Origin of the sequence: Streptomyces sp. M2CJ-2 (assembly GCF_016757295.1) — a bacterium.
Lineage (GTDB): Bacteria > Actinomycetota > Actinomycetes > Streptomycetales > Streptomycetaceae > Streptomyces.
Genome location: NZ_JAESIF010000037.1, coordinates 44453 through 67917 on the forward strand (window position 1 = coordinate 44453; position 23465 = coordinate 67917).

The window sequence follows — 23465 nt, forward strand, 5'->3', positions numbered from 1 at the left end:
CAGGGCCGAGGTGCTGATGCCCGCGCCCGGCCGGGACCGGTTCGAGCGGGAGGACGCGCCGTCGGTCGCCGTGATCGGGGGCGGAATCGCCGGTCTTGCCGCAGCTGTTCTGCTGGCCGAGCGCGGCGCCCGGGTCACTCTCTACGAACGGGAGGAGGCACTCGGCGGCCGACTCGCCGGACACCGGACCCGCCTGGCCGACGGCTCCGCAGTGACCATGAGTCGCGGCTTCCACGCCTTCTTCCGCCAGTACTACAACCTGCGCGGTCTGCTCCGGCGGACCGACCCCGATCTCGCGCGGCTCACCCCGCTGCCCGACTACCCCCTGCGGCACAGCGGCGGCCTGAGCGACAGTTTCGCCCGGGTGCCGAGAACCCCGCCGTTCAGCGCACTCGGATTCGTCGCCCTGAGCCCCGCCTTCGGCTGGCGGGACCTTGCCGGCATGGACGCACGGGCGGCGCTGCCCCTCCTCGACGTCCGGGTGCCCGACGTCTACGAACGTTTCGACGGCATCAGCGCGACGACGTTCCTGAAGGGCGTCCGCTTCCCCGAGGCCGCGCACCACCTCGCGTTCGAGGTGTTCTCGCGCAGTTTCTTCGCCGATCCGCGCGAGCTGTCCGCCGCGGAACTGCTGCTGATGTTCCACATCTACTTTCTCGGCTCGGCGGAGGGACTTCTCTTCGAGGTGCCGAACGCCCCCTTCCCGCAGGCACTCTGGGAGCCGCTGGGCGACTACCTCCAGCGCCTCGGGGCCACCCTCCGCACCGGCACACCCGTGCACGGTGTCCAACCCCACGACGCCGGGGGAGTGACAGTGCGGACCGGCACCGCCGCACACCCCCACCAGGCGGCGGTGCTCGCCCTCGACCCCGGCGCTCTGCGCCGGCTCGTCGCGGCGTCACCCGGCCTGGGCACCGCCCCCTGGCGCGACGACATCGCCGCCCTGCGGACGGCACCGCCGTTCCTCGTCTCCCGGCTCTGGCTCGACCGGCCGGTCCGCGCCGACCGCCCCGGCTTCCTCGGCACCAGCGGATACGGCGGCCTGGACAACATCAGCGTCCTGGAGCGCTACGAGGACGAGGCGGCGCGCTGGGCCGCCCGGAACCGGGGCTCGGTGGTGGAGCTGCACGCCTACGCCCTCGCGACCGGCGCCGAACCGGAGAAAGTGCGGAGCACGCTCGTCGACCGTCTCCACGAGGTGTACCCGGAGACCCGCGAGGCGCGCATCGTCGACGCCCGGCACGAGTGGCGCTCGGACTGCCCGCTCTTCCCCGTCGGTTCCCACCACCGGCGCCCCACCGTGCGGACCCCCCACCCACGGGTGACGCTGGCCGGCGACGCGATCCGCTGCGACCTCCCGGTCGCGCTCATGGAACGCGCCGCCACCACCGGCTTCCTGGCGGCAGGCGCGTTGCTCGCCGGCTGGGGTGTCCGCGGTCAAGTGCTGTGGACGGTTCCCCGGGCGGGCCGTTCCCCCGTGCTGCGGGCCCTCGGCGCACTCGCGGGGCGACGCGCGCACCCGTGACCGACGAGCTCACCCCGGGAACCGTCCGGTACTGCGCAGCGCCCAGCGGCGCTCGGCGTACGCCATGTCATCGCGCCACAGGCGCCCGGCCGTACGACGCATCAGCGGGCGCAGTACCGGGGCGGCCCTTTGGGCCAGCGCGAAGCCGCGCCGCCCGGAGGTGGCGACGACCGCCTCGACCACGGCGGTCCGCGGCCGGCGGCAGGCCTCCCCGGTGAGCGGCGTGGCATGGGTCTCCACCACGGACGTCGCCCCCTCGCCGTCGGTGACGCGCATGACGACCGTGCGCGGACCGGGCGCGGTGAACTCGGCCCGCACGGGCACCACCAGGCGCCCGGCCACCCGGAAGGAGACGTCGACGACGAAGGCGTCGTCCTCGTCACCCTGCGGCTCCCGCACCACCGTCAAGTCGACGAACGAGTACGGATGGAACCACGAGCCGTGCCACGGGTCGAGCCGGTTGGCGACGACGTCCTGCGCCTCACACCGTCCGACCGCCGTGAAGACCGCGTCCACCGCGCTGCCCACGGCGGGACGCAACGGCACCGCAGGACGGTCCGAAGGCACCTCACCGCCCACCGTGTCCAGACGTACCCAGACCAACACCCCGTCATCGTGCGCGGGGTAGGGACTCCAGCCGGCGAACGCACCACCATCCAGGGCCAGTCCGTGCCAGTGGCACACCAGCGTGCCGCAGACCACCCGGCTGTCCCGCAGCGGCGCCCCGAGGTGCGGGCAGACGCCCGGCCCCGCGTGCAGTGCTCCCGCCTCCGAGCGCCACAGCACGACCTCGACGCCGCCCACCGTCCGACCGCACGGGCGCCCACCGACGCGCACGTCCCGGGAGGCACCGACCACGAACCAGTTGCCGAAGGGCCGTGCGGACGCCCGCTTGAGCGCTTCGGCGATCACGGCCGGCCGCGCCTGCCGCCACGTCGGAGTCTGCGCCGCCCAGCCCGGGCCACGGCGCCGCCGCAACGGCGATGTCCAGCGCTCGCCCGCTCGGTCACCCACTGTCCTGCCCCTTCCGCTCGTGTGACGTGCCGCCCGCCAGCCGGGGCGGATGTGGTACGCGGTCGCGCCACCGGGCGCCGGCCACCTGGACGGCACCTGCCGCGGCGGTGGCCGCGCGCCGAGCGCGGGACACCACCGCACGGTGATGCAGCACGCCGTAATCGTGGTCCGCGATCGCGTCGAGAATGCCGCCGTACAACGCGAAGGCGGTGCGGATGCAGGGGCGCACCCGCGGGTCGAGCATGGCGATGCCCGGTTCCGCCGACCGGTACACGTCCCGGGTCATCGCCTCGGCGGCGACGAGCGCCGCTCGGATCCTCGGGTCGCGCCGCCCCGTGCGCCGGCTCCACTCCAGCAGCGGCCTGTCCACACCGTGAGCGGCGAGCAGGTCCGCCGGCAGGTAGACGCGGCCCCGGTCCAGGTCCTCGCCCACGTCCCGCAGGAAGTTGGTGAGCTGGAACGCCACCCCGAGGGCCGCCGCGTGCGGCGCCGCCTCCTCGCGGGGTACGACGGTGCCCAGCACCGGGAGCATCTGCAGCCCGATCACCGCGGCCGAGCCGTGCATGTAGGCCCGCAGATCGGCATAGCTCGGATAGTCGGTGACGGTCAGGTCGGCACGCATCGAGGCCAGGAAGTCGGCGAACAGCACGGGCTCGATGCGGAACCGGTCGACGGTGTCGGCCAGGGCCCGCACCACGGGCTCCCGCCCGCCACCGGTGCGCAGCCCGTGCGCGAGGTCGCTCTCCAGACGCCTCAGCAGCCGGTCGCGCTCGTCGGAGGTACGGCTCCGGTCCAGGTCGTCCACGATGTCGTCCGCCCAGCGGGCGAACCCGTACAGCGCGTGTACGGCCGAGCGGCGTTCCAGCGGCAACAGCCGAGTGGCCAGGAAGTAGGTTCTGCCGTGGCGGGCGTTGAGCCGCCGGCACCGGGCGTAGGCCGCGCGGAGCGTGGGATCGGTGATCCCGGCGGCGTCCAGTTCACGACGGGTCATCGGCGCCTTCCGCAGACGGCACGGACGGCGCGGGCGGGACGGTGGCCCCAGCCGAGGCCGGCCGGTGCCGGGAGGTGCGGCGGCTGACGTCCGCGGCGCCACCGGTGACGCGAGCGGCGGCGAGCTTGCCGCTGAGGAGCACCGTCGGGACGCCGACGCCGGGGGTGGTCCCGCAACCGGCGAGCACGACGTTGTCCAGCCCTCGTACGAGGTTGCGCGGACGGAAGGGGCCGGTCTGGGCGAACGTGTGGGAGACCGAGAAAGGGCTGCCCGCCGCATGACCTCGTGCCGTCCAGTCCAGAGGGGTCACCAGCATCTCCTCGTCGATGCTGTCCGCGAAACCCTCCAGGCCCCGGCGCTCCAGCTCGGCGACCAGGCTGTCGCGGTAGCGCGGGCCCAACTCCCGCCAGGCGGCGGCGGAAGGCCCGACGGTGGTGTTCGGACAGGGGGCCAGGACGTAGTGGAGGTGCCGGCCCGGCGGCGCCAGGGTGGCATCGTGTGCGGTCGGACGGCTGATCAGCAGGGACGGGTCGCTCATCAGCCTCCCCGAGCGGATGATCTCGTCGAACGTGCGCTCCCAGGCCGTGCCGAAGGAGAGTGTGTGATGGGCGAGATCGGGCCAGGTGCGGTCGGTCCCGGCGTGCAGGACCACCGCGGACGGTGAGTGACGCAGCCGCACCGGACGCCGGGGTGCGCGCCCCAGGAGCCGGTGAGCGGCGGACAGTTCACAGGTCAGCACCACCGCGTCACAGGCGATTCGCTCACCCGACGTCAGGCGTACCGCCGTGACCCGGCCCGCCGACCGCTCCAGGGTGCTCACCTCGGCCGACCAGCGGAGGTCGGCCCCGGCGCAGGCCGCGGCCTCGGCCATGGCGCGGGGCAGCGCGTACATGCCGCCCTTGGGGAACCAGACGCCGTCCACGGTGTCCATGTAGGCGATCACCGCGTAGGCCGCGAGGGCCCGGGCGGGGGCGACCCCGGCGTACAGGGCCTGGAAGGAGAAGACACGGCGCAGACGGGGATCGGAGAGGAAGCGGCCGATCCCGGCGTCCAGCCGTCCGAAGCCGCCGAGTGCCGCCAGACGAGCCAGGTCCGGATGCAGGAGCTGGAAGGGCGAGTCGAAGTTGGTGTCGATGAAGCGGCGCATCTGCGCCCGGTACAGCCGTTCCAGCCAGGTCCGCAGCCTGCGGTAGCCCGCCGCCTCCACCGGTCCGGCGAAGCGCCGCACCTCCGCCTCCATCGCCTCACCGTCGGTGTGCACGTCGAGAGAGGTCCCGTCCGCGAAGCACGCCCGGTAGGCGGGGCGCAGGGCCACGAGCTCCACACGGTGGTGGAGGCTGTCGCCGACGGCTGCGAAGGCTTCGTCGGCCAACCGGGGCATGGTCAGTACCGTGGGACCGGTGTCCAACCGGTATGCGCCGAGTCGCATCCGGCCGGCCCGGCCGCCGGGGACGGCGTCCCGTTCGACGACGGTGACCCGCCTGCCCGCGCCCAGCAGGTGGAGGGCGCAGGCGAGGCCGGAGAGGCCTGCGCCCACCACGACGACATGGTCGGTCCGTCCGGTCACCGTCCTCACATGCTCTCCTTCCCGCGGCCCGGGGCGATGCCCGAGGCCCGTTCGACCAGCGAGGCGAACTCCTCCTGCACCGGGGGTCCCGCACCGGTCCTCGCGAAGTGCCGCAGGCCGGCGGCCGCCAGGTCCTCGATCTTCGACTCCACCAAGGCCCGGGCTCCGGTCCGCTCCAGTGCCGCCCGCATCCGCTCCACGATCTCGTCGGACCGGGCCGCGGCGCCGGGGGCGAGCACGGCCGCGGCCTCCTCGTCCCCGTCGGCGTCGGCAAGCCTGAGGGCCACGGCGAGGAGATAGGTGAGCTTGCGCGAACGCAGATCGTCACCGGTCGGCTTGCCGGTCAGCTCGGGGTCGCCGAAGGCACCGAGGAGGTCGTCGCGGAGCTGGAAGGCCAGCCCCGCGCACCGGCCGGCGGAGCGCAGCGATGCGACGGTCCACTCGTCGGCGGCGGCCAGCGAAGCCCCCAGCGCCAGGGGCCGCTCGACCGTGTACAGAGCGCTCTTGAGCGTGGCGATGGTCAACGCGTCGTCGACGCCGGACGAGCCGGTCGCCTGCGCGTGGATGTCGCGGTACTGACCGGCGACCATCTCACTGCGCATCGCCTGCCACTCGCGGTACAGCCGCGGTCCGTACGGCGAGCCGAGTGCCGCCTCCGTCAGCAGATCGTCGGCCCACGCCAGCGCCAGATCACCGGCGAGCACCGCGGCGGACGTCGCGAAGGACTCCGGCGAGCCGGTCATCCGCGCCGTGCGGTGCATTCGGACCAGGCCCACGTGCATCGCCGGCCCGCCCCGGCGCAGCGGTGACCCGTCCATCACATCGTCGTGGATGAGAGCGCACGCCTGCAGCAGCTCGAGCGCCGCCCCCGTCCGCAGGAGCGCCGTGGCGTCGCCCGCGCCGCCCGCGGCCCGCCAGCCGCACCACGCGAACGCCGTGCGCAGCCGCTTACCGCCACGTCGGACGAACGCGGTGACAGGACCGGCCACGTCACGGGCGAACACCGCGTCCACGTCACCGGCCCGGCGCAGTCGCGCGTCGAGGACGGCTCCGAGGACCGTCTCGACGGCCCTGGTGGCCTCCGCGGCGGTGAGCGGGCCCTCGGCGCGCCCTGCCGGTTCGGCCGCCGTCGGTCGTGGTCCAGGCATGCTCCGCTCCTTTCTCACTCTCGGTCACCTGCACACCGGTGCTTCCGCCGAGTGCCCCGGTGTGGATGCGTGTGATCCATGCCCGGTGCGGAGCCCACCCGTGGAACCGCTCACTCCACCGGCCCATCGGCGTATGGCTCATGGCCGTATGTCCCCGTGTGCACGTCCCCGGCGCCCGGCCTCGTCGAGGATCATCACCCAGCCGTAGCCGTCCACGAAGCAGCGGTGCGACCGGTCCGCCGGCCTGAGCCCGCTGCCGCCGGTGCTCGCCGTGGAGTGGTCGGGCCGGCATGCGGGCCCGACCACGCCGGACTAGCGTGAGAAGCCACAGCGGCAGCAAGCAGCGCACCCTGAGGAAGGTGACGCAGATGCCGGACCATCAGGGGGACGTCCTCACAGCCGCTGCGCAGCAGGCGCTGACGGACGAGCTTCGCTCCTCGCTCCTGGGCGAGGTGATCGACCGCGGGCATCGCGGCTACGACGAGGCCCGGGCCGTGTGGAACGGGCTGATCGACCGCCGCCCCGCGCTCATCGCCCAGTGCTCCGGCACGGCGGACGTGGTCGAGACGGTACGGGCCGCGCGCAAGCACCGTCCCCTGGTCAGCATCCGCGGTGGCGGGCACCAGGTGGCGGGCAGCGGGGTGTGCGACGACGGACTGGTGATCGACCTGTCGCACATGAAGGGCGTGCACGTCGACCCCGCCGCCCGCACCGCGCGGGCCCAGGCGGGCGTGACCTGGGGCGAGCTCGACCGCGAGACCCAGCTGCACGCTCTGGCCACACCGGGCGGGGAGATCTCGGCCACCGGGATCGCCGGTCTCACGCTCGGCGGCGGCTTCGGTTTCGTGATGCGGACGTTCGGCCTGAGCTGCGACAGCGTCCGCTCGCTCGAGATCGTCACGGCGGACGGCGCGGTGCGCACGGTGAGCCGGGAGGAAGAACCCGAGCTGTTCTGGGCGGCGCGCGGCGGGGGCCGGGGCCTCGGAGTCGTCACGTCCTTCGAGTTCGGCCTCCACCCACTCGGGCCCGAGGTGGCCGGAGTGCTGGTTCTCCACCCCTACGACCGCGCCGAGGAAGTGCTGCGGGCCTGGCGGGACGCGACGTACTCCGCACCGGAGACGGTCACGCCGGAACTCCTGCTCTGGAGCGTCCCCGCGGGCCCCGCGATCCCGCCGGAACTGCACCGGTCGAGCTGCGTGATGGTGGGTGCCGTGTACGGGGGCCCGCCGGGCGACGCCGCCGCCGCGCTGGCGCCGCAACGCGAACTGGGCCCGCCACTCATCGATATGAGCGGAACCCTTCCCTACGTCGCGCTGCAGAGCGCGAACACCTGGCGGTTCCCGGACGGCGAACGGTACTTCATGAAGTCGCACTTCACGGACGAGCTGAGCGACGAGGCCATCAGGACCCTGGTGGACCGCTACTCCCGGCGGCCGACTCCGGAGAGCCTGATCGTCGTGCGGACCCTGGGCGGCGCCGTGGCACGCGTCGGCCCCGACGACAGCGCGTTCGCGCACCGGTCCGCGCGCTACAACGTGAGCATCGACGCGGGCTGGCGGGACCCGGCGCTCGACGAGACCGCGATCGAGTGGGCACGCTCGGCGTGGGACGCGATGAAGCCGTTCTCGAGCGGCGGGACGTACGTCAACTTCGCCGGGCTGGGTGAGGACGCGAGCCGGCTGCGGGGCGCGGTCTTCGGCTCACACGAGGAGCGGCTCGCCCGCACCCGCGCCGCGTACGACCCGGAGGGCCTCTTCGGACCGGCCGCGGCAAGGCCGTGAGCATGTGAGCAGACCGCGGTGTGGTCGTCGGTCGCCCGCATACGGCCGGGGGATGCGTGCCGGCTACAGGCGGCCGTGCTGCTTGCCGGCGTCTCTTGGGGCAGTGGAACGAGACCATTCCACGCGACCTCCTCTGACCGGGGTTCAAGAAGACGCGAGCAGGCGTCGCCGGTGGCCGGGGTGGGGAGGTGACGCCGCCGGTGGCGTTGTGAGCAGCACGGCTTCTTCGACATGGGGAATGTGCCCCTTATTGTGGATCTTTGTACGGATCGCCAGAAGCGGGGATGGAGTTGGGGCCGTGGCGTTCGCGGAGCCGGCCGGTGGCGGTGAGTCCGTGCCCTCTCCCGAGTCGGCCCCGGGGTCCGGGCGACGGCCCTGGGCACCGCTGCTGGCAGTGTGCGCCGGGTATTTCATGGTGATCCTGGATGTGACGGTCATCAACGTCGCCGTGCCGGTGATCGGCCGGGAACTGTCGGCCTCGCTCACCGGCATCCAGTGGATCACCGATGGGTACACCCTGGTCTTCGCCGGGTTCCTGCTGACCGGTGGCGCGCTGGGCGACCGGCTGGGCAACCGTCGGATCTTCTGCTCGGGCGTGGCGGTGTTCACCGTGTCCTCGGCCGCGTGCGCGGCCGCGCCGAGCGCCCCCTTCCTGGTTGCGGCCCGGCTGGTGGAGGGGCTCGGCGCGGCGCTGATCGTGCCCGGTTCCCTGGCCCTGCTCCAGCAGGCCTACCCGGCGCAGGCCGCACGCTCGCGGGCCTTCGGACTGTGGGGTTCGATGGCGGGCATCGCGGCCTCCGCCGGGCCGCTGCTGGGCGGGCTCCTCGTCTCCACGGGGGGCTGGCGCTGGGTGTTCCTCATCAACCTGCCCGTCGGTGTGGCCTGCCTGATGCTGACGCTGCGACACGTGGCACGCTCACCCCGGCGCACCGCTCGGTCCCTGGACTGGCCGGCGCAGTGCGCGGTCGTGGCGGCGGTGGCGCTGCTGATCGCGGCGCTCAACGAGGCCGGACGGCGGGGCTGGTCCGATCCGGCTGTTCTCGCCGGGGCGGGCCTGGCCGTGCTGGCCGCCGCGGCATTCGCGGTGCGCGAACGGCTGGCCCGGTCTCCTGTCCTTCCGCTGAGTCTGCTGCGGTCTCGTACGATGAGCGGCGGAGCCGTCATCGGCCTTCTGTTCAACTTCGGTTTCTACGGCATGGTGTTCACCGCCAGCCTGGAATTCCAGCACCAGCGCGGCTTCAGCGCCTTGGAAACCGGGCTGGCGCTTTTCCCGGCGGTGGCGATGACCATGTTCGCCTCCGTCCTGTCCGGGCGGCTGACCCGCCGCACCGGTGATCGTCCGCTGGTGATCTCCGGCATGCTCCTGGCTGCCTCGGGCCTGGCCGGCTGGGCCTCGGCGGGAGCCGACCCCGCCTACCCGCTGCTGGTGGTCCCGATGATGGCTGCGGGGTTCGGCACCTCCTTCGCCCTCACCGGCTCGACCGCCACCGTGATGGGTGCCGCACCCCCGGCGTACTCGGGGGCCGCCTCCGCCCTGTTCAACACCACCCGCCAGATCGGCAGCGCCACCGGCGTGGCGCTCGGCGGCAGCCTGCTCGCCACAGCCACCGACTACGACACCGGGCTGCGCACCAGCATGGCCATCGGCGCGCTCGCCTACCTGACCGCCGCGGGCCTCGCTTGGCTGTGCGTGCCGGCGAAGTCCCGAAGGGCATAGGGAGCCTTGGGCCGCTGCCGCCCCGCCACCGACACGTGCTGCCAGGACACCGCCGAGGGGGTCGCAACCAGACCCCGCTGGAACCTCACGGCCGACGAAGCCGAGGTGACGGCCCGTCACGAGGTGACGGTCGGCCGCCTGGACCGGACGGTTCCTGACCGGCCTTGCTCCGGGGGAGCACGGGCGGATGCGGAGGCCGCACAGGAACGTCCGACGCCCGGGCAGGGACGCCGGCGTCATGGCACCCTCCAGGACAAGGCGGCTCGCCGCGCTGCTCGTGCGGCTCGCCGTCGTCCCCGGAGCGGCCGCGGCCTCCCCGGCCGGTGGGGGACCCGGTACTTCGGACGGGCCTCTCACGGCCGACGCCGATCCGCTGCCGGCCCTCCGGGCGGCAGCCCGTCCTCTGCGCACCACCGAGCCCTCAGCCCCTCGAGGACCTGCGTCCCTTCGGGAAGGCGGTCGGCGACGCCGTGAGGGTCGGTACCGACGAGGCAGCCCACGGTCCCCACGACTTCGTCGCCTTCAGGCATCGTTCATTCCGGTACCTGGTCGAGCGAAAGGGCTTCCGCTCCTTCGCCCTGGAAGCCGGCCGGAACGCCGGTGCGCGCCTCGACCACCACCTGCTCACCGGTCGCGGCGGCCACGGTGGTCCCGGCATCCAGCATCTTGCCCCAGAGAGCTCGTGGCGCCCGGAACCTGGCCGTCGAAGGTGGAAGCGTGCAGCCGTGCTCGGCTCCCGGACGAACAGGGCGGTGGCGGGCCCGGCGACCGCAGCGGGGCCCACGCCTCGCCACCACCTCCCTGCAGAACGTGCCACTGCGGAACAGCAGGGGGCGGTGCCGTCGGAGGAGCCGAAACCCTATGGAGAAACAGAGGTTCCTGCCAGGGCGGCGCTCAGGCGGTCCTTGATCCTGCGGCGCATCGAGGCCATGGTGAAGCCCTTGGGGTCGATCTTGCCGGGCTGCCACTCCAGGTGGCCGATCACGCTGCACTCGGTCCAGCCGTGAGCCCGGCAGACGGCGGCGGCCGCCTTCTCGATCGCCTCCAGCTGCGCCTCGGGCCAGGGGTCGACGCCGTCGCCGAGGTTGATCGCCTCGAAGCCGTAGAAATACCGGTTGCCGTCGGTGTTGGCCTCGTTGTCGGGCGGCAGGGCGGCCTCGTCGATCACCGCGCGCAGGACGTCGTCGTCACCGAGCCCCGCGTGGTTGGCCCGGCCGTTGCCCACCAGGTGCACGGTGCCGTCCTTGGCGACGACGCCGTGGCACAGCGGGCCGGGCAGGTCGGAGCGGCCGTCGTAGCACAGCTGGACGCTGCCCATGGTTCCGGAGGTGACCGTGTGATGGACCATCACACCATGCACGGGGCCCCAGGGACCCTTGTGGTTGCGGTTGTGGGTGCGCCACGAACGGTGCTCGACGACGGTGAGCCCTTCGGCGCGCAGCGCATCGAGAAACCGGTCTGCTGACAGTGGGGTAGCCATGACTCTCCTCGTTGGGATACGGCTGCACGGGAGGCTCCTCGCCGGACAGCATTCCGTGAGAAGACCCCCGAGGAGTCCCGAACCGGCTCTGCCGGCCCGGTGGAATGCCAGTGTTCCGGCCGGTGCGTCACCGCCGCGTGACGGCCGTGCGGCCCCGTCCCTCACCCTCCGTCGGGGTCGGTGAGCATCTCCTCCAGCCACTCCTGGACCACCCGGCACACGGCATTGACCCGGGTGAGCGTCATGCTGCGCTCGACACCGGAGGCGACGTCGTCGGTCAGGCGGATGTGGGCCCGCAGAGGTTGGGCGGAGCCCTCCTCGACCCAGACCCGGATGACCATCACTCCGGTGCCCGATGCTGTCATGCCCCTCACCGTCCGGGACGGCCGTCACCGCGGCGTGACGGAGCAAGGCCCGCGACCAGCCGGTGCAGCCGCTCGGTCGGTTCCAGCCCCAGTTCGTCGTGCAGGCGCCGGGCATAGCGGGCGAAGGCGTGCAGCGCCTCGGAGGGGTTGCCCTCCGCCAGGTGGGCCCGGACCAGGCACACGTGGCCGCTCTCGCGCAGCGGGTCGGCGTGCACGGCCGTCTGCGCCGCGGTGACGGCCTCGGCGTACCGCCGCGCCGTGATCAGCCGCCCGGCCAGCGTCTCCAGGGCGTGCAGTCGCAGCTGCCGCCAGCCCTCCGCCTCCAGCAACGCCCAGTCGTCGTACCAGCCGGGCAGCAGGTCGGCGGAGAGGGCGTCGACCGCGTCCGGGACACAATCGGGGAGCCGGGCAGCCTCGACGGGGTCGAGGACGCGGTGGGCGGTCCTGCGGGCGTGGTGGAGGTCGACGGTGGTGCCGCGGGCCAGGCGCACCTCGGCCGGGCCGATCTCCAGGGCCCGTCGGCCGGCGTGGTGCAGGCGCGCGAGGGCGGAGCGGAGGTTGGCGTACGCGTGGTCTTCAGGGGCCTCCGGCCACAGGGTTCCCGCGATCAGGGGCCGGGGTACCGCGGCCCGGCAGCGCAGGGCAACGAACGCCAGCACCCGCTCCGACCCTCCGGGAACGGCCACCGGTTCCTCGCCCACCCACAGGCCGAAGCCTCCCAGGACACCGATGCGCACCCCGACCCCGCCCCGCCCGGAGACCGCCGAAACGGGAACGGAGGCGGCCGGGACCGGAACGGCCTCCCGCGGCGCCCGCCGGCCGACCGCGCCGTGACCACCCCGATGTCCGTTCTCCATGCCCCCTGCCCATTCCCGCAGAGACGCAAATCCGGTCACAGGTGACCCATGTGCCCCCCCACCCACCATGCTCCGCCCCCCACCACACGCTGTCGAGTCGCTTCCGCGTCCGGGACGGTCTCGAACCGCTCAGAGACGGCGAGGCGCTCAGCCCCGCTCCCCATCACGTTCGAATTGACACTGAAGGTCACTGGTTGCGTACTGGTTGTAAGGAGCCTTTGGTCGGAAGTCTCCCCGTGGTGCACTTCGCCACCTTTCCCCTCCCCTTCATGGAGCCGCGATGACGGTGCAACAGCATCAGGCGATGGACCAGACGGTCCTGGTGTACGAGGACGATCCCGGACCTCCTCCGGGAGCCGTGCCGGTACGGCATCCCGTGCCGCAGCTCGAGACGCAGCCCTTCCCGACGGCCATCGCGCAGCCCGCGCCTCAGCCGGACAGCGCCGGGCCGGGCACGGCGGCATTCCGCTACTGGGTGGCGGCCGATGCGCTCAGCAGCGCCAGTCGGATGTGGGGCTCGCTGGTTCCCTCGGGAACGCAGTGGGTCCCGTCGGTCGGGCGGGTGCTCACCGCGCACCTCGACGAGGGGGTCGACCTCAACGCCTTCTACACCCGCACGTCCCTGGAGTTCTTCCATCAGACCGTGGCAGGCGTGGAGGTCTTCTCGGCCCAGAGCCCCGAGGTCGTCCGGCACGAGTTGGGCCATGCGGTCCTCGACGCCCTGCGTCCTCAGCTGTTCCATGCGGCGATGCACGAGGGCGACGCTCTGCACGAGGCGTTCGGTGACATCAGCGCCCTGCTGACCGCACTCCAGATGGAGTCGCTGCGGGTCACCGTCCTGACCGAGACGCAGGGCAACCTGGAGCTGTCTTCACGGGTGTCGCGGATGGCCGAACAATTGGGCTGGGCGATCCGTCAGCTCAAACCGGACCGGGTCGATCCGGACTGCCTGCGCAACATGTCGAACACCTTTTTCTACCGCGACCCGGTGGGGTTGCCGCCCCTCGGGCCCGCGAACACGCTGACCAGCGGTCCGCACTCGTTCTCCCGGGTGTTCAGCGGCGCGTTCCTGAAGATCGTGGCCGGGATCTTCAGACAGCAGGCCACTCAGGACCAGGCCGGTCTGGCGAAGGCGGCGGAGATCGCAGGCCGGCTTCTCGTGGACGCCGTCGTGGCTGCGCCCGTGGTGGCGGCCTATTACGCGCAGGTCGCGGGGCACATGATCGCCGCCGACCAGCGTCGGTTCGGCGGCGTTCACGGCCAGTCCCTGCGCTCGGCGTTCGTCAGGCACGGAATCCTCTCCCTGGAGGCCGCCACGTCCATCACCGCGGCGGAGGTGGCGCGCCGAGGCGCCGGAATCGCCGAGGCGACGCCGGGCGGCAGTGACGATCAGGGCCTGACGACCGTCACGATCCAGGGAATGGCGTACGGCGTCAAGGGGCCGCTCACCCTCAGCGCCCCAGGGGAAGTGCGACGGTTCGGCATCGCCGGCTCCGCCCCGGCCGGGGGCTCGCTGCGGCCCGCCGACCCTGAGCAGGTCGCCACGTCGTACTTGGAAGACCTCCTGCGACGCGGCCGGGTCGACGTACCCGAGGAGCACCGCTCCGACACGGCGGTCGTCGACGACAACCCCTCCCGGCTCAAGACCCACGAGATCGTTCGCAGCGAGGCCACCGAAGGCCTCACTCTGGTCCGGCGCTGCTTCGACTGAGAGGTCAGCTGGAAAAGCGCAGACGGCGGACGGTGAGCCGTCCGTCGTCCTCGCGCTTGACGACGTGCGTCGTGCCGGGCGTCGGCTCCTCGCCCTCGAACACCGCCTGGCCCCGTGCGAACAGGTCGCTGATGTACTTCTCGGCTGCCCGGCGCTCGGCATCGTCGCCCTGCCCGCTTTTGCCCGGGTCCGGATGCCTTTCCTTGTCTGTGCTCATAGGGTGAATTTTATGCCGTCAGGGACCGGCACCCTGCCGGGCGCACTCGGCGAGGAGTCCGACCACGGCGTGAAGGCGACGGCGACCGGCCCGTGCGCACGGCCGGCCATCAGTGGGTGTTCTCGTCGTGGGTGTCCTTGTCTTCCAGGTCGTTCTGCCCGCGGTCCGGTCGGCGGGTGGATCGGGTGGCGAAGTGGTAGGCGACGGTGACGTTGTCGTACCGCCGGCCGGGAACAACCCTGTCGGGGAGGTTGATCCGATCGCTGTGGGACGTTGATTCACGTTCGCCGGTGCCGGGGAAACCGACGGCTGTCCGTGGTTTTTCCGTGAAGCAGAGGTGTTCGGATCGGACCGTCGCCCGGAACGAGATGTCCGGTTCCGGGGCCTGACCTCCGACGGTGGCGGGCCGGCCGGCGCCTTGTGGCTCGGGGGTCTCAGCCGTTCAGGGTGGCTCGTCCCGCCTCTGGGTGGTGCGGCGGGCGGGCCGAGGTGCTTCCTTCCCGTCCTCGCCGCGGGCCCGGCGTGGGCGGGTGCCGCTCTTGCTCCGGGCGGTCCGGTCCCGGTCTCCGCCGGCGGGCCTGTGTGACGTGCTTGATCCGGCCGGCCTCGTCCGGCCTGCGGTGCCGCCCGCCGTCCCGGTGACGTCCTTGATGTCCTCGGCGGCCTTCTGCGCGGTGCCGCCCGCGGCCTCGGCGATGTCCCCCGCGGCCTCGGCGGTGTCGCCGGCATTCTCACCGACGTCGCCGACGGCCCGGCTCGCCCCGGCGCCGACGTCCTCCACCGCTCGCCCGGCGCCACCGCCGACGTCCTGCACGGCCCTCCCGGCGCCGCGTCCCACATCGTCGACCGCATCGCCGGCGCCGCGTCCCACGTCCTGTACAGCGGACCCGGCGCCCCGGCCGACGTCCTCGACGGCCCTTCCCGCGCCCGTGCCCAGCTCACCGACGGCTTGGCGGGCGCCGCCACCGACGTCCTGCACGGCGGAACCGACCCCGCGTGCCAACTCCTGGACGATCTCCGGATTGCGATCGAGCGTGGTCAGCACCCGGTTGACAATCGTCACGACGTTGTCGAGACGCACCTTGAGCTGGGCTTGCGCCTCCACACCCGAGATGCCCAGATGCACCCGGCCGAGCGCGACGTCGGCGCCCACGTTCAACTTCAACAGGTCCAACACCTCGGCCTGCAGTGAGACATGCGCCCGCAGGTCCTCCACGTCCAAGTCGATCTGGTCGACCTTCAGCACGGGAACGTCGAGGAAGACGTCAGGAGCCGCGTCGGTCGGCTCACCGCCGAGAGAGTCGGTGTCTTCGTGGGCCGTGGCCGCCTCGTCCTCGACGCTGAGTTCGCCGTCGTCCAGGTCGTGCTCCTCGACGGGGCCCTCGTCGTGCTCGGCGTTGTCCTGCATGGGTCCGCCTCCGTGAACTCGCCGGACGTTTCGCGCCTTTTGGGACAGTATGGCGCACAGGCGTGCGACGCGGTGCCGTCGGCCGCGGTGGATCCGGAGGCCGGCCGGGGAGCGCACGGAAGGTGCCGGGAGGGCGCCCGCGCGCGAACGGGGCCGAACGGGTGACATTCGTCGTGGCCGGTTCCCGCTGTCGCTCCGGGAAGTCGAGGAACTGGTGCTCGAGCGCGATGGGATCGTCCCGTACGAGACGATCCGGTGTCGGTGTGCGCGGATCAGCCAGATCCGTGCGGATGAGCTGCGCCCCCGCCAGACGCAGAACCTGGCAGTTGCTGCCGCGCCCCGGCTAACGATTGACGGATCGCATCCCTGCCTCGTCGTATCGTTCACCTGCCGCCTCGGGCAGTTCCGCGTCGATGCGGGCCAGGTCGTCCTCGGTCAGCGCGATGTCGACCGCGGCGGCGTTCTGTTCCAGGTAGGTGCGGCGCTTGGTGCCCGGGATCGGCACCAGGTGCTCGCCCCGGGCCAGCACCCAGGCGATGGCCAGCTGGGCCGGGGTTACGTCCTTCTCGGTGGCGATCTCCTTCACCTTTGCCGCCAGCCGCAGGTTCGCCTCCAGGTTGGCGTCCTTGAAGCGCGGGTTCTCGCGGCGCCAGTCGTCCGCGTCCAGCTCGCCCGGCGAGGTGAACCGTCCGGCGAGGAAACCGCGGCCGAGCGGCGAGTACGGCACGAAGCCGATGCCCAGCTCCCGGCAGGCGGGCAGCACCTCGGCCTCCACGTCCCGTGACCACAACGAGTACTCGCTCTGCACCGCGGTGATCGGGTGCACGGCGTGGGCGCGCCGGACGGTCTCCGCGCTCGCCTCGCTCAGGCCGATGTACCGCACCTTGCCCTGGGCGACCAGCTCGCCCAGCGCGCCGACCGTCTGCTCGATGGGTACGTCCGGGTCGACCCGGTGCTGGTAGTACAGGTCGATGTGGTCGGTCCCCAAACGCTGCAGGGAGCCGTGGACCGAGCTCCGGACGTGCTCGGCCGAGCCGTCCTGCGGGCCGACCGTGCTCATGTCTCCGGGGACGGCGTTGTCCATCCGGTAGTTGAACTTCGTCGCGATCACGTACTCGGCGCGATGTCCCCGGATCGCCTCGCCGACGAGTGACTCATTGGTGAGCGGCCCGTACATCTGCGCGGTGTCGAGGAAGTTCACCCCGAGGTCGAGGGCGCGCCGGACGGTCGCGATCGCCTCCTCCCGATCGGTGGATCCGTAGAAGGCGGACATGCCCATGCATCCCAGGCCGATGGCCGATACCTGAAGGTCCCGCAGACTGCGCTTCCGCATGCCGTGTCCCAGCCTTTCCCGCACACTCGTTCATCGGTCGGACGGCACGAAGCCCCTCATCCATTTAGCGACGGATTCCACCCCCCGGCATCCCGTGAGAGACACCGGGCGACACGGGCGCCGCCGGCTCCAGGCACGCCGCCGCCCTCCCAGAACGTCGGTTCTGGGAGGGCGGCGGCGCCATCCCGCAATCACACGACGACCGCGTCCGGCCCCAGCCAGTACAGCCCGTCACACCACGCATTCGGAGGTGGGGAAGTCCGGGCCGGTGAGCCGGGTCAGCGCCGCCTCGGGTGGTGCGCCTGCGGGCCCCTCATGGGGTGAGGTCGTCTCAGTGCAGGGGCTGTTCCGGGGAGTCGGCCGGGGACGCCGTCTGTCCGGCCTGACGGCGGCGGTGGCGGAGTACCGTCCATGCGATGCCGAGGATGACGAACCACACCGGGGTCACCAGCAGCGCCTGCAGGGTGTCCTCCTTCTGGGTCAGTGCCCAGACGAGGAACGCGAAGAAGGCGAGTACGACGTAGCACATGACGACGCCGCCAGGCATCTTGAACGTCGACGCCTCGTGCAGGTGAGGACGGCGCTTGCGGTACACGAGGTAGCAGATCAGGATGATCGACCAGACGAACATGAACAGCAGGGCCGAGATGGTGGTCACCAGCGTGAAGGCCTCGATGATCGAGTCGCCCATGGTGACCATGACGACACCGGGCAGCAGGAAGAGGCCGGACAGGAGCAGGGCGTTGACCGGTACCTTCCTGGAGGTGAGCTTGCCGAACCTCGCCGGCGCGTCGCCTTCCTGGGCCAGGCCGTAGACCATCCGTGAGGTCGAGTAGATGCCCGAGTTCGCGGACGAGGCGGCAGAGGTCAGCACCACGAAGTTGATCACGGAGGCGGCGATGCCGAGGCCGGCCAGTGTGAACATCACGACGAAGGGGCTGCGGTCCGGGCTGATCTGGCGCCAGGGCGTGACGGTGATGATCGCGATCAGGGCCACCACGTAGAACAGCATCACGCGTACCGGGATCGAGTTGATCGCCTTGGGCAGGTTCCGTTCCGGGTTCTTGGTTTCCGCCGCAGTGGTGCCGACCAGTTCGATGCCGACGAAGGCGAAGGTTGCGATCTGGAATCCCGCGACGAACCCCATGGGGCCGGTGGGGAAGAAGCCGCCGTCGTTCCAGAGGTTGGAGAAGCTTGCGGTGGCGCCCCCGGGTGCCTGGAAGCCGCCCAGTACCATGCCGAATCCGACGACGATCAGTGTCACGATGGCGATGATCTTGATCAGTGCGAACCAGAACTCGGTCTCACCGAACGCCTTCACCGTGGGCAGGTTCAGGACGATCAGCAGGACGACTGCCGCGAGTGCCGGGATCCACAGCGCGAGCCCTCCCCACCAGTACGACACGTACCCGGCGATCGCGATGACGTCGGCCACGCCGGTGACGATCCAGCAGAACCAGTAGGTCCATCCCGTGAAGAAGCCGGCCCACGGACCGAGAAGGTCCGAGGCGAAGTCGGCGAAGGACTTGTAGCGCAGGTTGGAGAGCAGCAGCTCTCCCATCGCCCGCATCACGAAGAACAGCATCGCGCCGATGATCATGTAAACGAAGATCACTGAGGGGCCGGCCAGCGAAATCGTCTTGCCCGATCCCATGAACAGGCCGGTGCCGATGGCGCCGCCGATCGCGATCAGCTGGATGTGCCGGTTGGACAACTGCCGGGAGAGGTGCTGTTCGCCCGCGGGGGAGGGGGGCTGTCCGGGCTCCGTCCCGGGCGCCGGGGCGGTGGTCGGGACGGCTTTACTGCTGTCGTGCATGTGCGAACCTCGTGGATCTTTGGTGCGTGCGGACCGTGACAGGCGTGTCCTGAGGAGGCGGCCGCACACGCATGGGGGAGCGAGTGGGCACAAAGAGCCGACATGAGTGGTGGGGCGGCCGGCGGGGAGGGTGCCGGGCACGCCGAACACGCCTTCAGGGAGGCGTGGGCCCATGACGGCCGTGGTGGGAAAGCCGGAGCTCAGCCGGGATACCGACGGGTGACCGGCGGCTGGGGGCGGGGTAACGAGAAAACCATCGGGGGATCCTCAAAGGTCGGGCACGGGCAGGAACCCGCGCTGCCGAGTGGAGCCTCCCCCTCTGTCATGCGGCCTGAGAGCTTCGCCGCGGAAGTTCGCGGCTTGCACCGTGGGCGAGGCGCAGGAGCGCCTGCTTTTCAGAGGTGCCTGCCCGAGCGGTAGGGGTGCCTGAGAGTTTCCGGGGAGGTGTTGCTCCTTCGGCGCCCGGATCTGGCTGACCCGGTGCTCTCCCGCAGCGGGATGAGCGGCGATGTGAGGCTAGGCCCGCACCGGCAGCCGGTCAAGACCTGCGAGAACATTGATCATTTACTGTCGGGTAAGGCGGCGTTTCAGGACCGTTTGCGCCTTCCCGAGGACGCGGGCCGTCCCGAAAATCGGGTCCGCCTTGTGCGCCGGCGGCCGGGGCCGCCCCGTTCACGGACGCGGACGTGGGAGAGCCGTCTGCCGCCGTGGCTCTGTGCGGGGAGTGTCGTCCGGGGGTTCCGGCGCCTGGTCGCGAAGACCTCAGCCGTGCGCCCGCTGACCTCGGCGGGCGCACGCCAGAAGACGGCCGGCGCCTCGCTCCGGACCTCGCGGGCGGCGCCGGCCTCCGGGGTTTCGTCGAGCCAGGGAACGCCGCCGACAAGTTCCCTGGTCGGCTTCGGCCGGGTCGAACACGCGATCTTCCAGCAGGCCATTCGCCTGCAGTACGTGCGCGGTGGCAGGCACGGGCCCGGCCGCCGCTGTTGGCAGCGCGTGTCCCACTTCGCTCGCAAGAGCCCTTGCCGGGCGCTTTCGGCGCAGCGGACGCAGGTCGGCCGGTCAGCTCTGGGGCACGACCTGCACGTCGATGTCGACCCGGATGGTGGGGCCGACGGCGGCGATACCCCGCGCCAGCATCGTCTGCCAGCTCACCTGGAAGTCGTCGCGGTGCAGTTCGGTGGTGACCCGGCAGACCGCCCGGGCCTCGCCCTGCATGCCGTTGGTGAGCCCGAGGTATTCCATGTCCAGCGTGACCGTACGCGCCACCCCGCGCAGCCACAGCTCACCGATGACGTCCCACCGGTTGCCGCCCCGGGGCACGAACCGGTCGCTGTAGAACTCGATGGTCGGAAACTGCGCCACGTCCAGGAAGTCCGCGGACCGCAGATGGTCGTCGCGCATTCTCATGTTGGTGTCGATGGATCCCGCGTCGATCACCACGTGCATCGCCGTCTGCGTGGCGTCGTCGGTGATCCGCACCACCCCCGCGAAGGAGTTGAACCGGCCGTGCACCCGGGCCAACCCGATGTGCCGCGCGGTGCAGGAGATCGAGGAGTGCGCCAGATCGATCTCCCAGTCGCCCGGCGCGGGCATCTCCAGCGGCTGTGCCGCCTGCAGGATCACATCGCCGAGCGAGGCGAGGGAGTTCTCGGTGACCGTGCACGGCACCCGGTACGGCAGGTACCCCTCGGCGGACACCGCGAGCCGGTACTCTCCCGCCGGAACCGTGGCCACGAACGTTCCGAAGGGATCCGTCCCGCCTTCGACCAGCGTGCGTCCCACGGTGTCGCTGATCGTGCATCGGGCGTTCGGCACCGGATCGTTGGCCGGGCTGATGACCCGGCAGCTCAGCGCCCCGGCATTCGAGGGAGTCTGCACAGCTGCCAGGGGGCCTGTCTGATGCTGTTTCGTTCGGCTTGCCAACCAGCGGCCCATCATGTGCGACACCCTCTGCGTAACGTCAAGAACACCGATTGCCGGACGCACATTCGATCACCCCCGAGGCTTTGGATGCAATAGGCAGCTACCCTGAGCCTTTTCATCCTGGCTGTGCGGCCGGGGGCGTTGGCAGGTGAGGTCTGCACGGAACAGCGAAGCTCCTGGTGGACGGGTTTTCGACCAAGATCACTCATGTCTGTCCGGGCCGTGTGCCCGGGCAGGCGGGCGGAGAGCGATGTGGTCTGCCTGGCCCGGTTTTTTGCCGGTCTGTGCGGTCTGTGCGGTCTGTGCGGGTGCTGGTGTTTGCCGTGGGTGTTGTGGTCGTAGGTGTGCTGGCCGGCGCCTTTGAGGGGGCTGCCCGTGTGTGGGGCTGGATGTTTTGCGTGGTGGGTTCCGCCATCGGCTCGTTCGCAAAGAAGATCGCGGTGCCGTGTCCGGCCGTAAACGGCAATCTTCTCGCCCAAATAACGTCGGGTTCTGGGCAGACGGAGGAAGTGATCTTTGTGTCGATCCCGAGGAGGGAGCTCATCCCGTGGCCGTCCCCGTGCGTCGTACGCCGCCCGTGAACCGTCGGCGTGTGTTCGACCTGCGCTCGACAGCTTTGTTCTTCGTCCTTCTGGCCGTGGTGGTGGGCATCCTGGGATTCGGGGCCCGCACGGCGGTCGACATCGCCGAGCGGCGTCCCGGCTGGGCGTTGGTCCTGCTCCTGCTGGGTGTTGCAGGCATCGCGGGCCTGGGGCGCCGCCTTCACCTGGCGAGAGCGGCACGACGGGCCGCGGCCGCGCTCGACGAGGCGGCGACGGAGGCGGCCGAGGCGTGGGAGACCGTGACCGTTCCTCGGCAGCGAGTGGCTTTCGACATTGACATCGACTATGACGCCCTGGACGCCGAGGAGTTCGAGGCCGCGGTCGCCTCCCTCTGTGAGCGTGACGGCTGTTCCGATGTGGAAGTCGTGGGCGGTGCCGGGGATTTGGGCGCCGACGTCGTAGCCGTGTCCCCCGAGGGGTGGCGGGTCGTCATCCAGTGCAAGCGCTACGGCGACTCCCACCGGGTCGGTTCTCAGGACATGCAGCGTTTCGGCGGCACCTGCTTCGCCATCCACGAAGCCGACGTCGCTGTCCTGGTCACCACCAGCAGCTTCACCGCGCCGGCGGTGGAGTACGCCGAGCAGTGCGGGATCGTGTGCGTGGACCGGCAGGCGTTGGTGTGCTGGGCAGATGGAAGCGGGTCCCGGCCCTGGGAGGCCGTGAAGGCCGTTTGGGACGTCGAGGCCCGCTGACGTCGGTCAGCCGCAGGCCGGTACGTCACCCGCCGCACCACGGCCGGCGGCACGAAGGCCCGCGTCCGTCAGCGCGCGGACCACACCGAGGAGCGCTCCTACGGCTCCGCGCAGACCGGTGGCCACGACGCAGCCGTCTTCGCCCGCCGCGTCGACGCAGCGGGCGAAGACGTCACCGCCACCGTCCGCCAGTGGCTCGTGGAGACCGGACGCATCCGCCCCGGCGCCCACATCCTTCACCTGGAGGCGCGCACCTGGTGCCCGCGCTGAGCCCGCCCCCCTCTGCGATGCGACGCAGACCGCCGAGGCAAGCGTCAGCGAATCGTGAACGGCTCGGTCAGGTGCCGCAAGGGCTGCTGGAAAGGTCGATCGACGGGTGGACAAGCGCGAAGCTCCTGGCGGACACGGGCAATCCTCACCGGGATGCGTCCACCAGGGGCTTCGTCGTCACCGGCAGCCGTTGCCCGCCAACAGCCTGGCATCCTGATCAGGTTGGAAACGGCTCACTCACGGAAACCCGCTTTCTGGCCACCCGGTGTTCTCGAAGCTGAATACCCGGCATTTCCCCGCTCCTCCGCTCGTTTCGGAAATCACCAGGACGGCGTGAAGGGCGGGACGGACACCGTGCCGTCCTCGCCCACGACGATCCGCTCGGCGAGCTGGGCCAGGACCTGAGCGGGGCGCAGCCCCGTCCGTCCGGCCACCGTCCGGACCAGCCGGCTGGACGTGGCGGACAGCCTGACTTCCGCTCGCAGTTCATCCGCTTCCTCCCCCTGTCGTTCCCCGGAGGCGGCCTGTGCCGCAAGAGCACCGGCAAGCCGTTCCTCACGCTCGCGGGCCCACACCGAGCCCTGAGCGTCCCGTTCCGGCTCGTACACGCTCCAGCCGGCTGCAGTCATCAGGTTTCTGACGCGCTGCCACTCAGCGTGTTTGGCCAGCCAGATGGCAGCCAACCGCTCCCGGTCCATCTCGAACTGGTAGAAGGAACCGTTCCCCCTCGACTGCTCCGCGGTCTCCCGCTCACGGACAGCGGCCTCCGCGACCTTTTCCGCAACGGCGGCGACGTCCAGGCCATCCGCCTGACGCCGGACCTGATCCCGCGCCACGTCCTGAGCACTCCACATGCGTTTTTCCTTTTCCGGAAGCGCGGGCATCGGGACCCGCATCTGACAAATCCGTTAACGATCACTAGGTGAGCGAAGCGCTGACCTGGGAGTCTAGTGATCGTTTCAGGGCTCGTGACTGAGGTCTTCTCGGCAACGTGACGGTTGCGGTGCGTGATGATGCCGGGCGGCGGGATGGTGACTCGATGCCGGAC

At 71.2% G+C, this 23465-nt stretch carries 19 protein-coding genes, 1 pseudogene and 2 riboswitches; of the genes and pseudogenes, 5 read left to right on the forward strand and 15 right to left on the reverse strand.

What is annotated here, in order from left to right; all coding sequences use genetic code 11:
- Nucleotides 1-16: 16 nt before the first annotated feature.
- Nucleotides 17-1525 carry an FAD-dependent oxidoreductase gene (locus JL475_RS24845; RefSeq protein ID WP_202280162.1) on the forward strand — a complete coding sequence of 503 codons (1509 nt, stop codon included), beginning with the start codon at nt 17-19 and terminating at the stop codon, nt 1523-1525.
- A gap of 9 nt (nt 1526-1534) precedes the next feature.
- Here the strand turns inward: JL475_RS24845 and JL475_RS24850 are convergent, their stop codons facing one another.
- The 4 genes from JL475_RS24850 to JL475_RS24865 are packed head-to-tail and all read right to left on the reverse strand — an operon-like array spanning nt 1535 to nt 6245.
- The gene (locus JL475_RS24850; RefSeq protein WP_307825146.1) at nt 1535-2539 is read right to left on the reverse strand and encodes a DUF5914 domain-containing protein; all 1005 of its coding nucleotides are present in this window, start codon (nt 2537-2539) and stop codon (nt 1535-1537) included.
- Nucleotides 2532-3530: a phytoene/squalene synthase family protein gene (locus JL475_RS24855; protein ID WP_202280148.1), complete on the reverse strand. Its 999-nt coding sequence runs from the start codon at nt 3528-3530 to the stop codon at nt 2532-2534. The genes JL475_RS24850 and JL475_RS24855 overlap by 8 nt, the downstream gene beginning before the upstream one ends.
- Complete coding sequence (gene crtI, locus JL475_RS24860; RefSeq protein WP_202280149.1) at nt 3517-5106, reverse strand: phytoene desaturase family protein; 1590 nt, start codon at nt 5104-5106, stop codon at nt 3517-3519. Before crtI ends, JL475_RS24855 begins: the two co-directional genes overlap by 14 nt.
- A complete protein-coding gene (locus tag JL475_RS24865; protein WP_202280150.1) occupies nt 5103-6245 on the reverse strand; it encodes a polyprenyl synthetase family protein in 1143 nt (380 codons plus the stop codon). Before JL475_RS24865 ends, crtI begins: the two co-directional genes overlap by 4 nt.
- A 368-nt stretch (nt 6246-6613) precedes the next feature.
- On the opposite strand from JL475_RS24865, the gene JL475_RS24870 reads away from it, so the two are divergent.
- Nucleotides 6614-8026 carry an FAD-binding oxidoreductase gene (locus JL475_RS24870; RefSeq protein ID WP_202280151.1) on the forward strand — a complete coding sequence of 471 codons (1413 nt, stop codon included), beginning with the start codon at nt 6614-6616 and terminating at the stop codon, nt 8024-8026.
- A 298-nt stretch (nt 8027-8324) separates the two neighbouring features.
- A complete protein-coding gene (locus JL475_RS24875) occupies nt 8325-9743 on the forward strand; it encodes an MFS transporter (protein ID WP_307825147.1) in 1419 nt (472 codons plus the stop codon).
- Nucleotides 9744-10276: 533 nt separating this feature from the next.
- Here the strand turns inward: JL475_RS24875 and JL475_RS41265 are convergent.
- From JL475_RS41265 to JL475_RS24890, 4 genes and pseudogenes are all read right to left on the reverse strand, one after another.
- Nucleotides 10277-10408 carry a hypothetical protein gene (locus JL475_RS41265; RefSeq protein ID WP_272932968.1) on the reverse strand — a complete coding sequence of 44 codons (132 nt, stop codon included), beginning with the start codon at nt 10406-10408 and terminating at the stop codon, nt 10277-10279.
- Between the two features lie 242 nt (nt 10409-10650).
- A pseudogene (locus JL475_RS24880) lies at nt 10651-11223 on the reverse strand (N-acetylmuramoyl-L-alanine amidase); the annotation flags it as partial.
- Between the two features lie 161 nt (nt 11224-11384).
- Nucleotides 11385-11588, reverse strand: coding sequence for a hypothetical protein (locus JL475_RS24885; RefSeq protein ID WP_202280154.1), 204 nt, complete (start codon nt 11586-11588; stop codon nt 11385-11387).
- Nucleotides 11589-11593: 5 nt separating this feature from the next.
- Complete coding sequence (locus tag JL475_RS24890; protein WP_202280155.1) at nt 11594-12445, reverse strand: bacterial transcriptional activator domain-containing protein; 852 nt, start codon at nt 12443-12445, stop codon at nt 11594-11596.
- A 280-nt stretch (nt 12446-12725) separates the two neighbouring features.
- Here JL475_RS24890 and JL475_RS24895 point away from each other — a divergent pair, with 280 nt between their 5' ends.
- Nucleotides 12726-14156: a hypothetical protein gene (locus JL475_RS24895; RefSeq protein WP_237408159.1), complete on the forward strand. Its 1431-nt coding sequence runs from the start codon at nt 12726-12728 to the stop codon at nt 14154-14156.
- A 4-nt stretch (nt 14157-14160) separates the two neighbouring features.
- Here the strand turns inward: JL475_RS24895 and JL475_RS24900 are convergent, their stop codons facing one another.
- From JL475_RS24900 to JL475_RS24920, 5 genes are all read right to left on the reverse strand, one after another.
- Nucleotides 14161-14373, reverse strand: coding sequence for a hypothetical protein (locus tag JL475_RS24900; protein WP_237408160.1), 213 nt, complete (start codon nt 14371-14373; stop codon nt 14161-14163).
- A 442-nt stretch (nt 14374-14815) separates the two neighbouring features.
- Complete coding sequence (locus tag JL475_RS24905; RefSeq protein WP_202280156.1) at nt 14816-15781, reverse strand: hypothetical protein; 966 nt, start codon at nt 15779-15781, stop codon at nt 14816-14818.
- 343 nt (nt 15782-16124) lie between these two features.
- Nucleotides 16125-17114, reverse strand: coding sequence for an aldo/keto reductase (locus JL475_RS24910; protein WP_202280157.1), 990 nt, complete (start codon nt 17112-17114; stop codon nt 16125-16127).
- 331 nt (nt 17115-17445) lie between these two features.
- Complete coding sequence (gene cycA / locus JL475_RS24915; RefSeq protein WP_202280158.1) at nt 17446-18930, reverse strand: D-serine/D-alanine/glycine transporter; 1485 nt, start codon at nt 18928-18930, stop codon at nt 17446-17448.
- 312 nt (nt 18931-19242) lie between these two features.
- Nucleotides 19243-19334, reverse strand: a riboswitch (glycine riboswitch).
- A riboswitch (glycine riboswitch) is annotated at nt 19335-19431 on the reverse strand.
- 558 nt (nt 19432-19989) lie between these two features.
- Entirely contained in the window at nt 19990-20868 is an 879-nt protein-coding gene (locus JL475_RS24920; protein WP_202280159.1) for a YceI family protein, read from the reverse strand.
- A 577-nt stretch (nt 20869-21445) separates the two neighbouring features.
- On the opposite strand from JL475_RS24920, the gene JL475_RS24925 reads away from it, so the two are divergent.
- Complete coding sequence (locus tag JL475_RS24925; protein WP_307825148.1) at nt 21446-22147, forward strand: restriction endonuclease; 702 nt, start codon at nt 21446-21448, stop codon at nt 22145-22147.
- Between the two features lie 6 nt (nt 22148-22153).
- On the opposite strand, the gene JL475_RS24930 is transcribed toward JL475_RS24925, so the two are convergent.
- Both JL475_RS24930 and JL475_RS24935 read right to left on the reverse strand, forming a co-directional pair.
- Nucleotides 22154-22387: a hypothetical protein gene (locus JL475_RS24930; protein ID WP_202280160.1), complete on the reverse strand. Its 234-nt coding sequence runs from the start codon at nt 22385-22387 to the stop codon at nt 22154-22156.
- Nucleotides 22388-22737: 350 nt separating this feature from the next.
- Nucleotides 22738-23271, reverse strand: coding sequence for a hypothetical protein (locus JL475_RS24935; RefSeq protein ID WP_237408161.1), 534 nt, complete (start codon nt 23269-23271; stop codon nt 22738-22740).
- Nucleotides 23272-23465 lie beyond the last annotated feature (194 nt).

Excerpts from the sequence above, each read along its gene's own strand:
- JL475_RS24845 (WP_202280162.1), top strand. The coding sequence starts at position 17 with ATGCCCGCGCCCGGCCGGGACCGGTTCGAGCGGGAGGACGCGCCGTCG.
- JL475_RS24855 (WP_202280148.1), bottom strand. The coding sequence starts at position 3,530 with ATGACCCGTCGTGAACTGGACGCCGCCGGGATCACCGATCCCACGCTC.
- JL475_RS24865 (WP_202280150.1), bottom strand. The coding sequence starts at position 6,245 with ATGCCTGGACCACGACCGACGGCGGCCGAACCGGCAGGGCGCGCCGAG.
- JL475_RS24870 (WP_202280151.1), top strand. The coding sequence starts at position 6,614 with ATGCCGGACCATCAGGGGGACGTCCTCACAGCCGCTGCGCAGCAGGCG.
- JL475_RS41265 (WP_272932968.1), bottom strand. The coding sequence starts at position 10,408 with ATGCTGGATGCCGGGACCACCGTGGCCGCCGCGACCGGTGAGCAGGTG.
- JL475_RS24885 (WP_202280154.1), bottom strand. The coding sequence starts at position 11,588 with ATGACAGCATCGGGCACCGGAGTGATGGTCATCCGGGTCTGGGTCGAG.
- JL475_RS24890 (WP_202280155.1), bottom strand. The coding sequence starts at position 12,445 with ATGGAGAACGGACATCGGGGTGGTCACGGCGCGGTCGGCCGGCGGGCG.
- JL475_RS24895 (WP_237408159.1), top strand. The coding sequence starts at position 12,726 with ATGACGGTGCAACAGCATCAGGCGATGGACCAGACGGTCCTGGTGTAC.
- JL475_RS24900 (WP_237408160.1), bottom strand. The coding sequence starts at position 14,373 with ATGAGCACAGACAAGGAAAGGCATCCGGACCCGGGCAAAAGCGGGCAG.
- JL475_RS24905 (WP_202280156.1), bottom strand. The coding sequence starts at position 15,781 with ATGCAGGACAACGCCGAGCACGACGAGGGCCCCGTCGAGGAGCACGAC.
- JL475_RS24910 (WP_202280157.1), bottom strand. The coding sequence starts at position 17,114 with ATGCGGAAGCGCAGTCTGCGGGACCTTCAGGTATCGGCCATCGGCCTG.
- cycA (WP_202280158.1), bottom strand. The coding sequence starts at position 18,930 with ATGCACGACAGCAGTAAAGCCGTCCCGACCACCGCCCCGGCGCCCGGG.
- JL475_RS24920 (WP_202280159.1), bottom strand. The coding sequence starts at position 20,868 with ATGATGGGCCGCTGGTTGGCAAGCCGAACGAAACAGCATCAGACAGGC.
- JL475_RS24935 (WP_237408161.1), bottom strand. The coding sequence starts at position 23,271 with ATGTGGAGTGCTCAGGACGTGGCGCGGGATCAGGTCCGGCGTCAGGCG.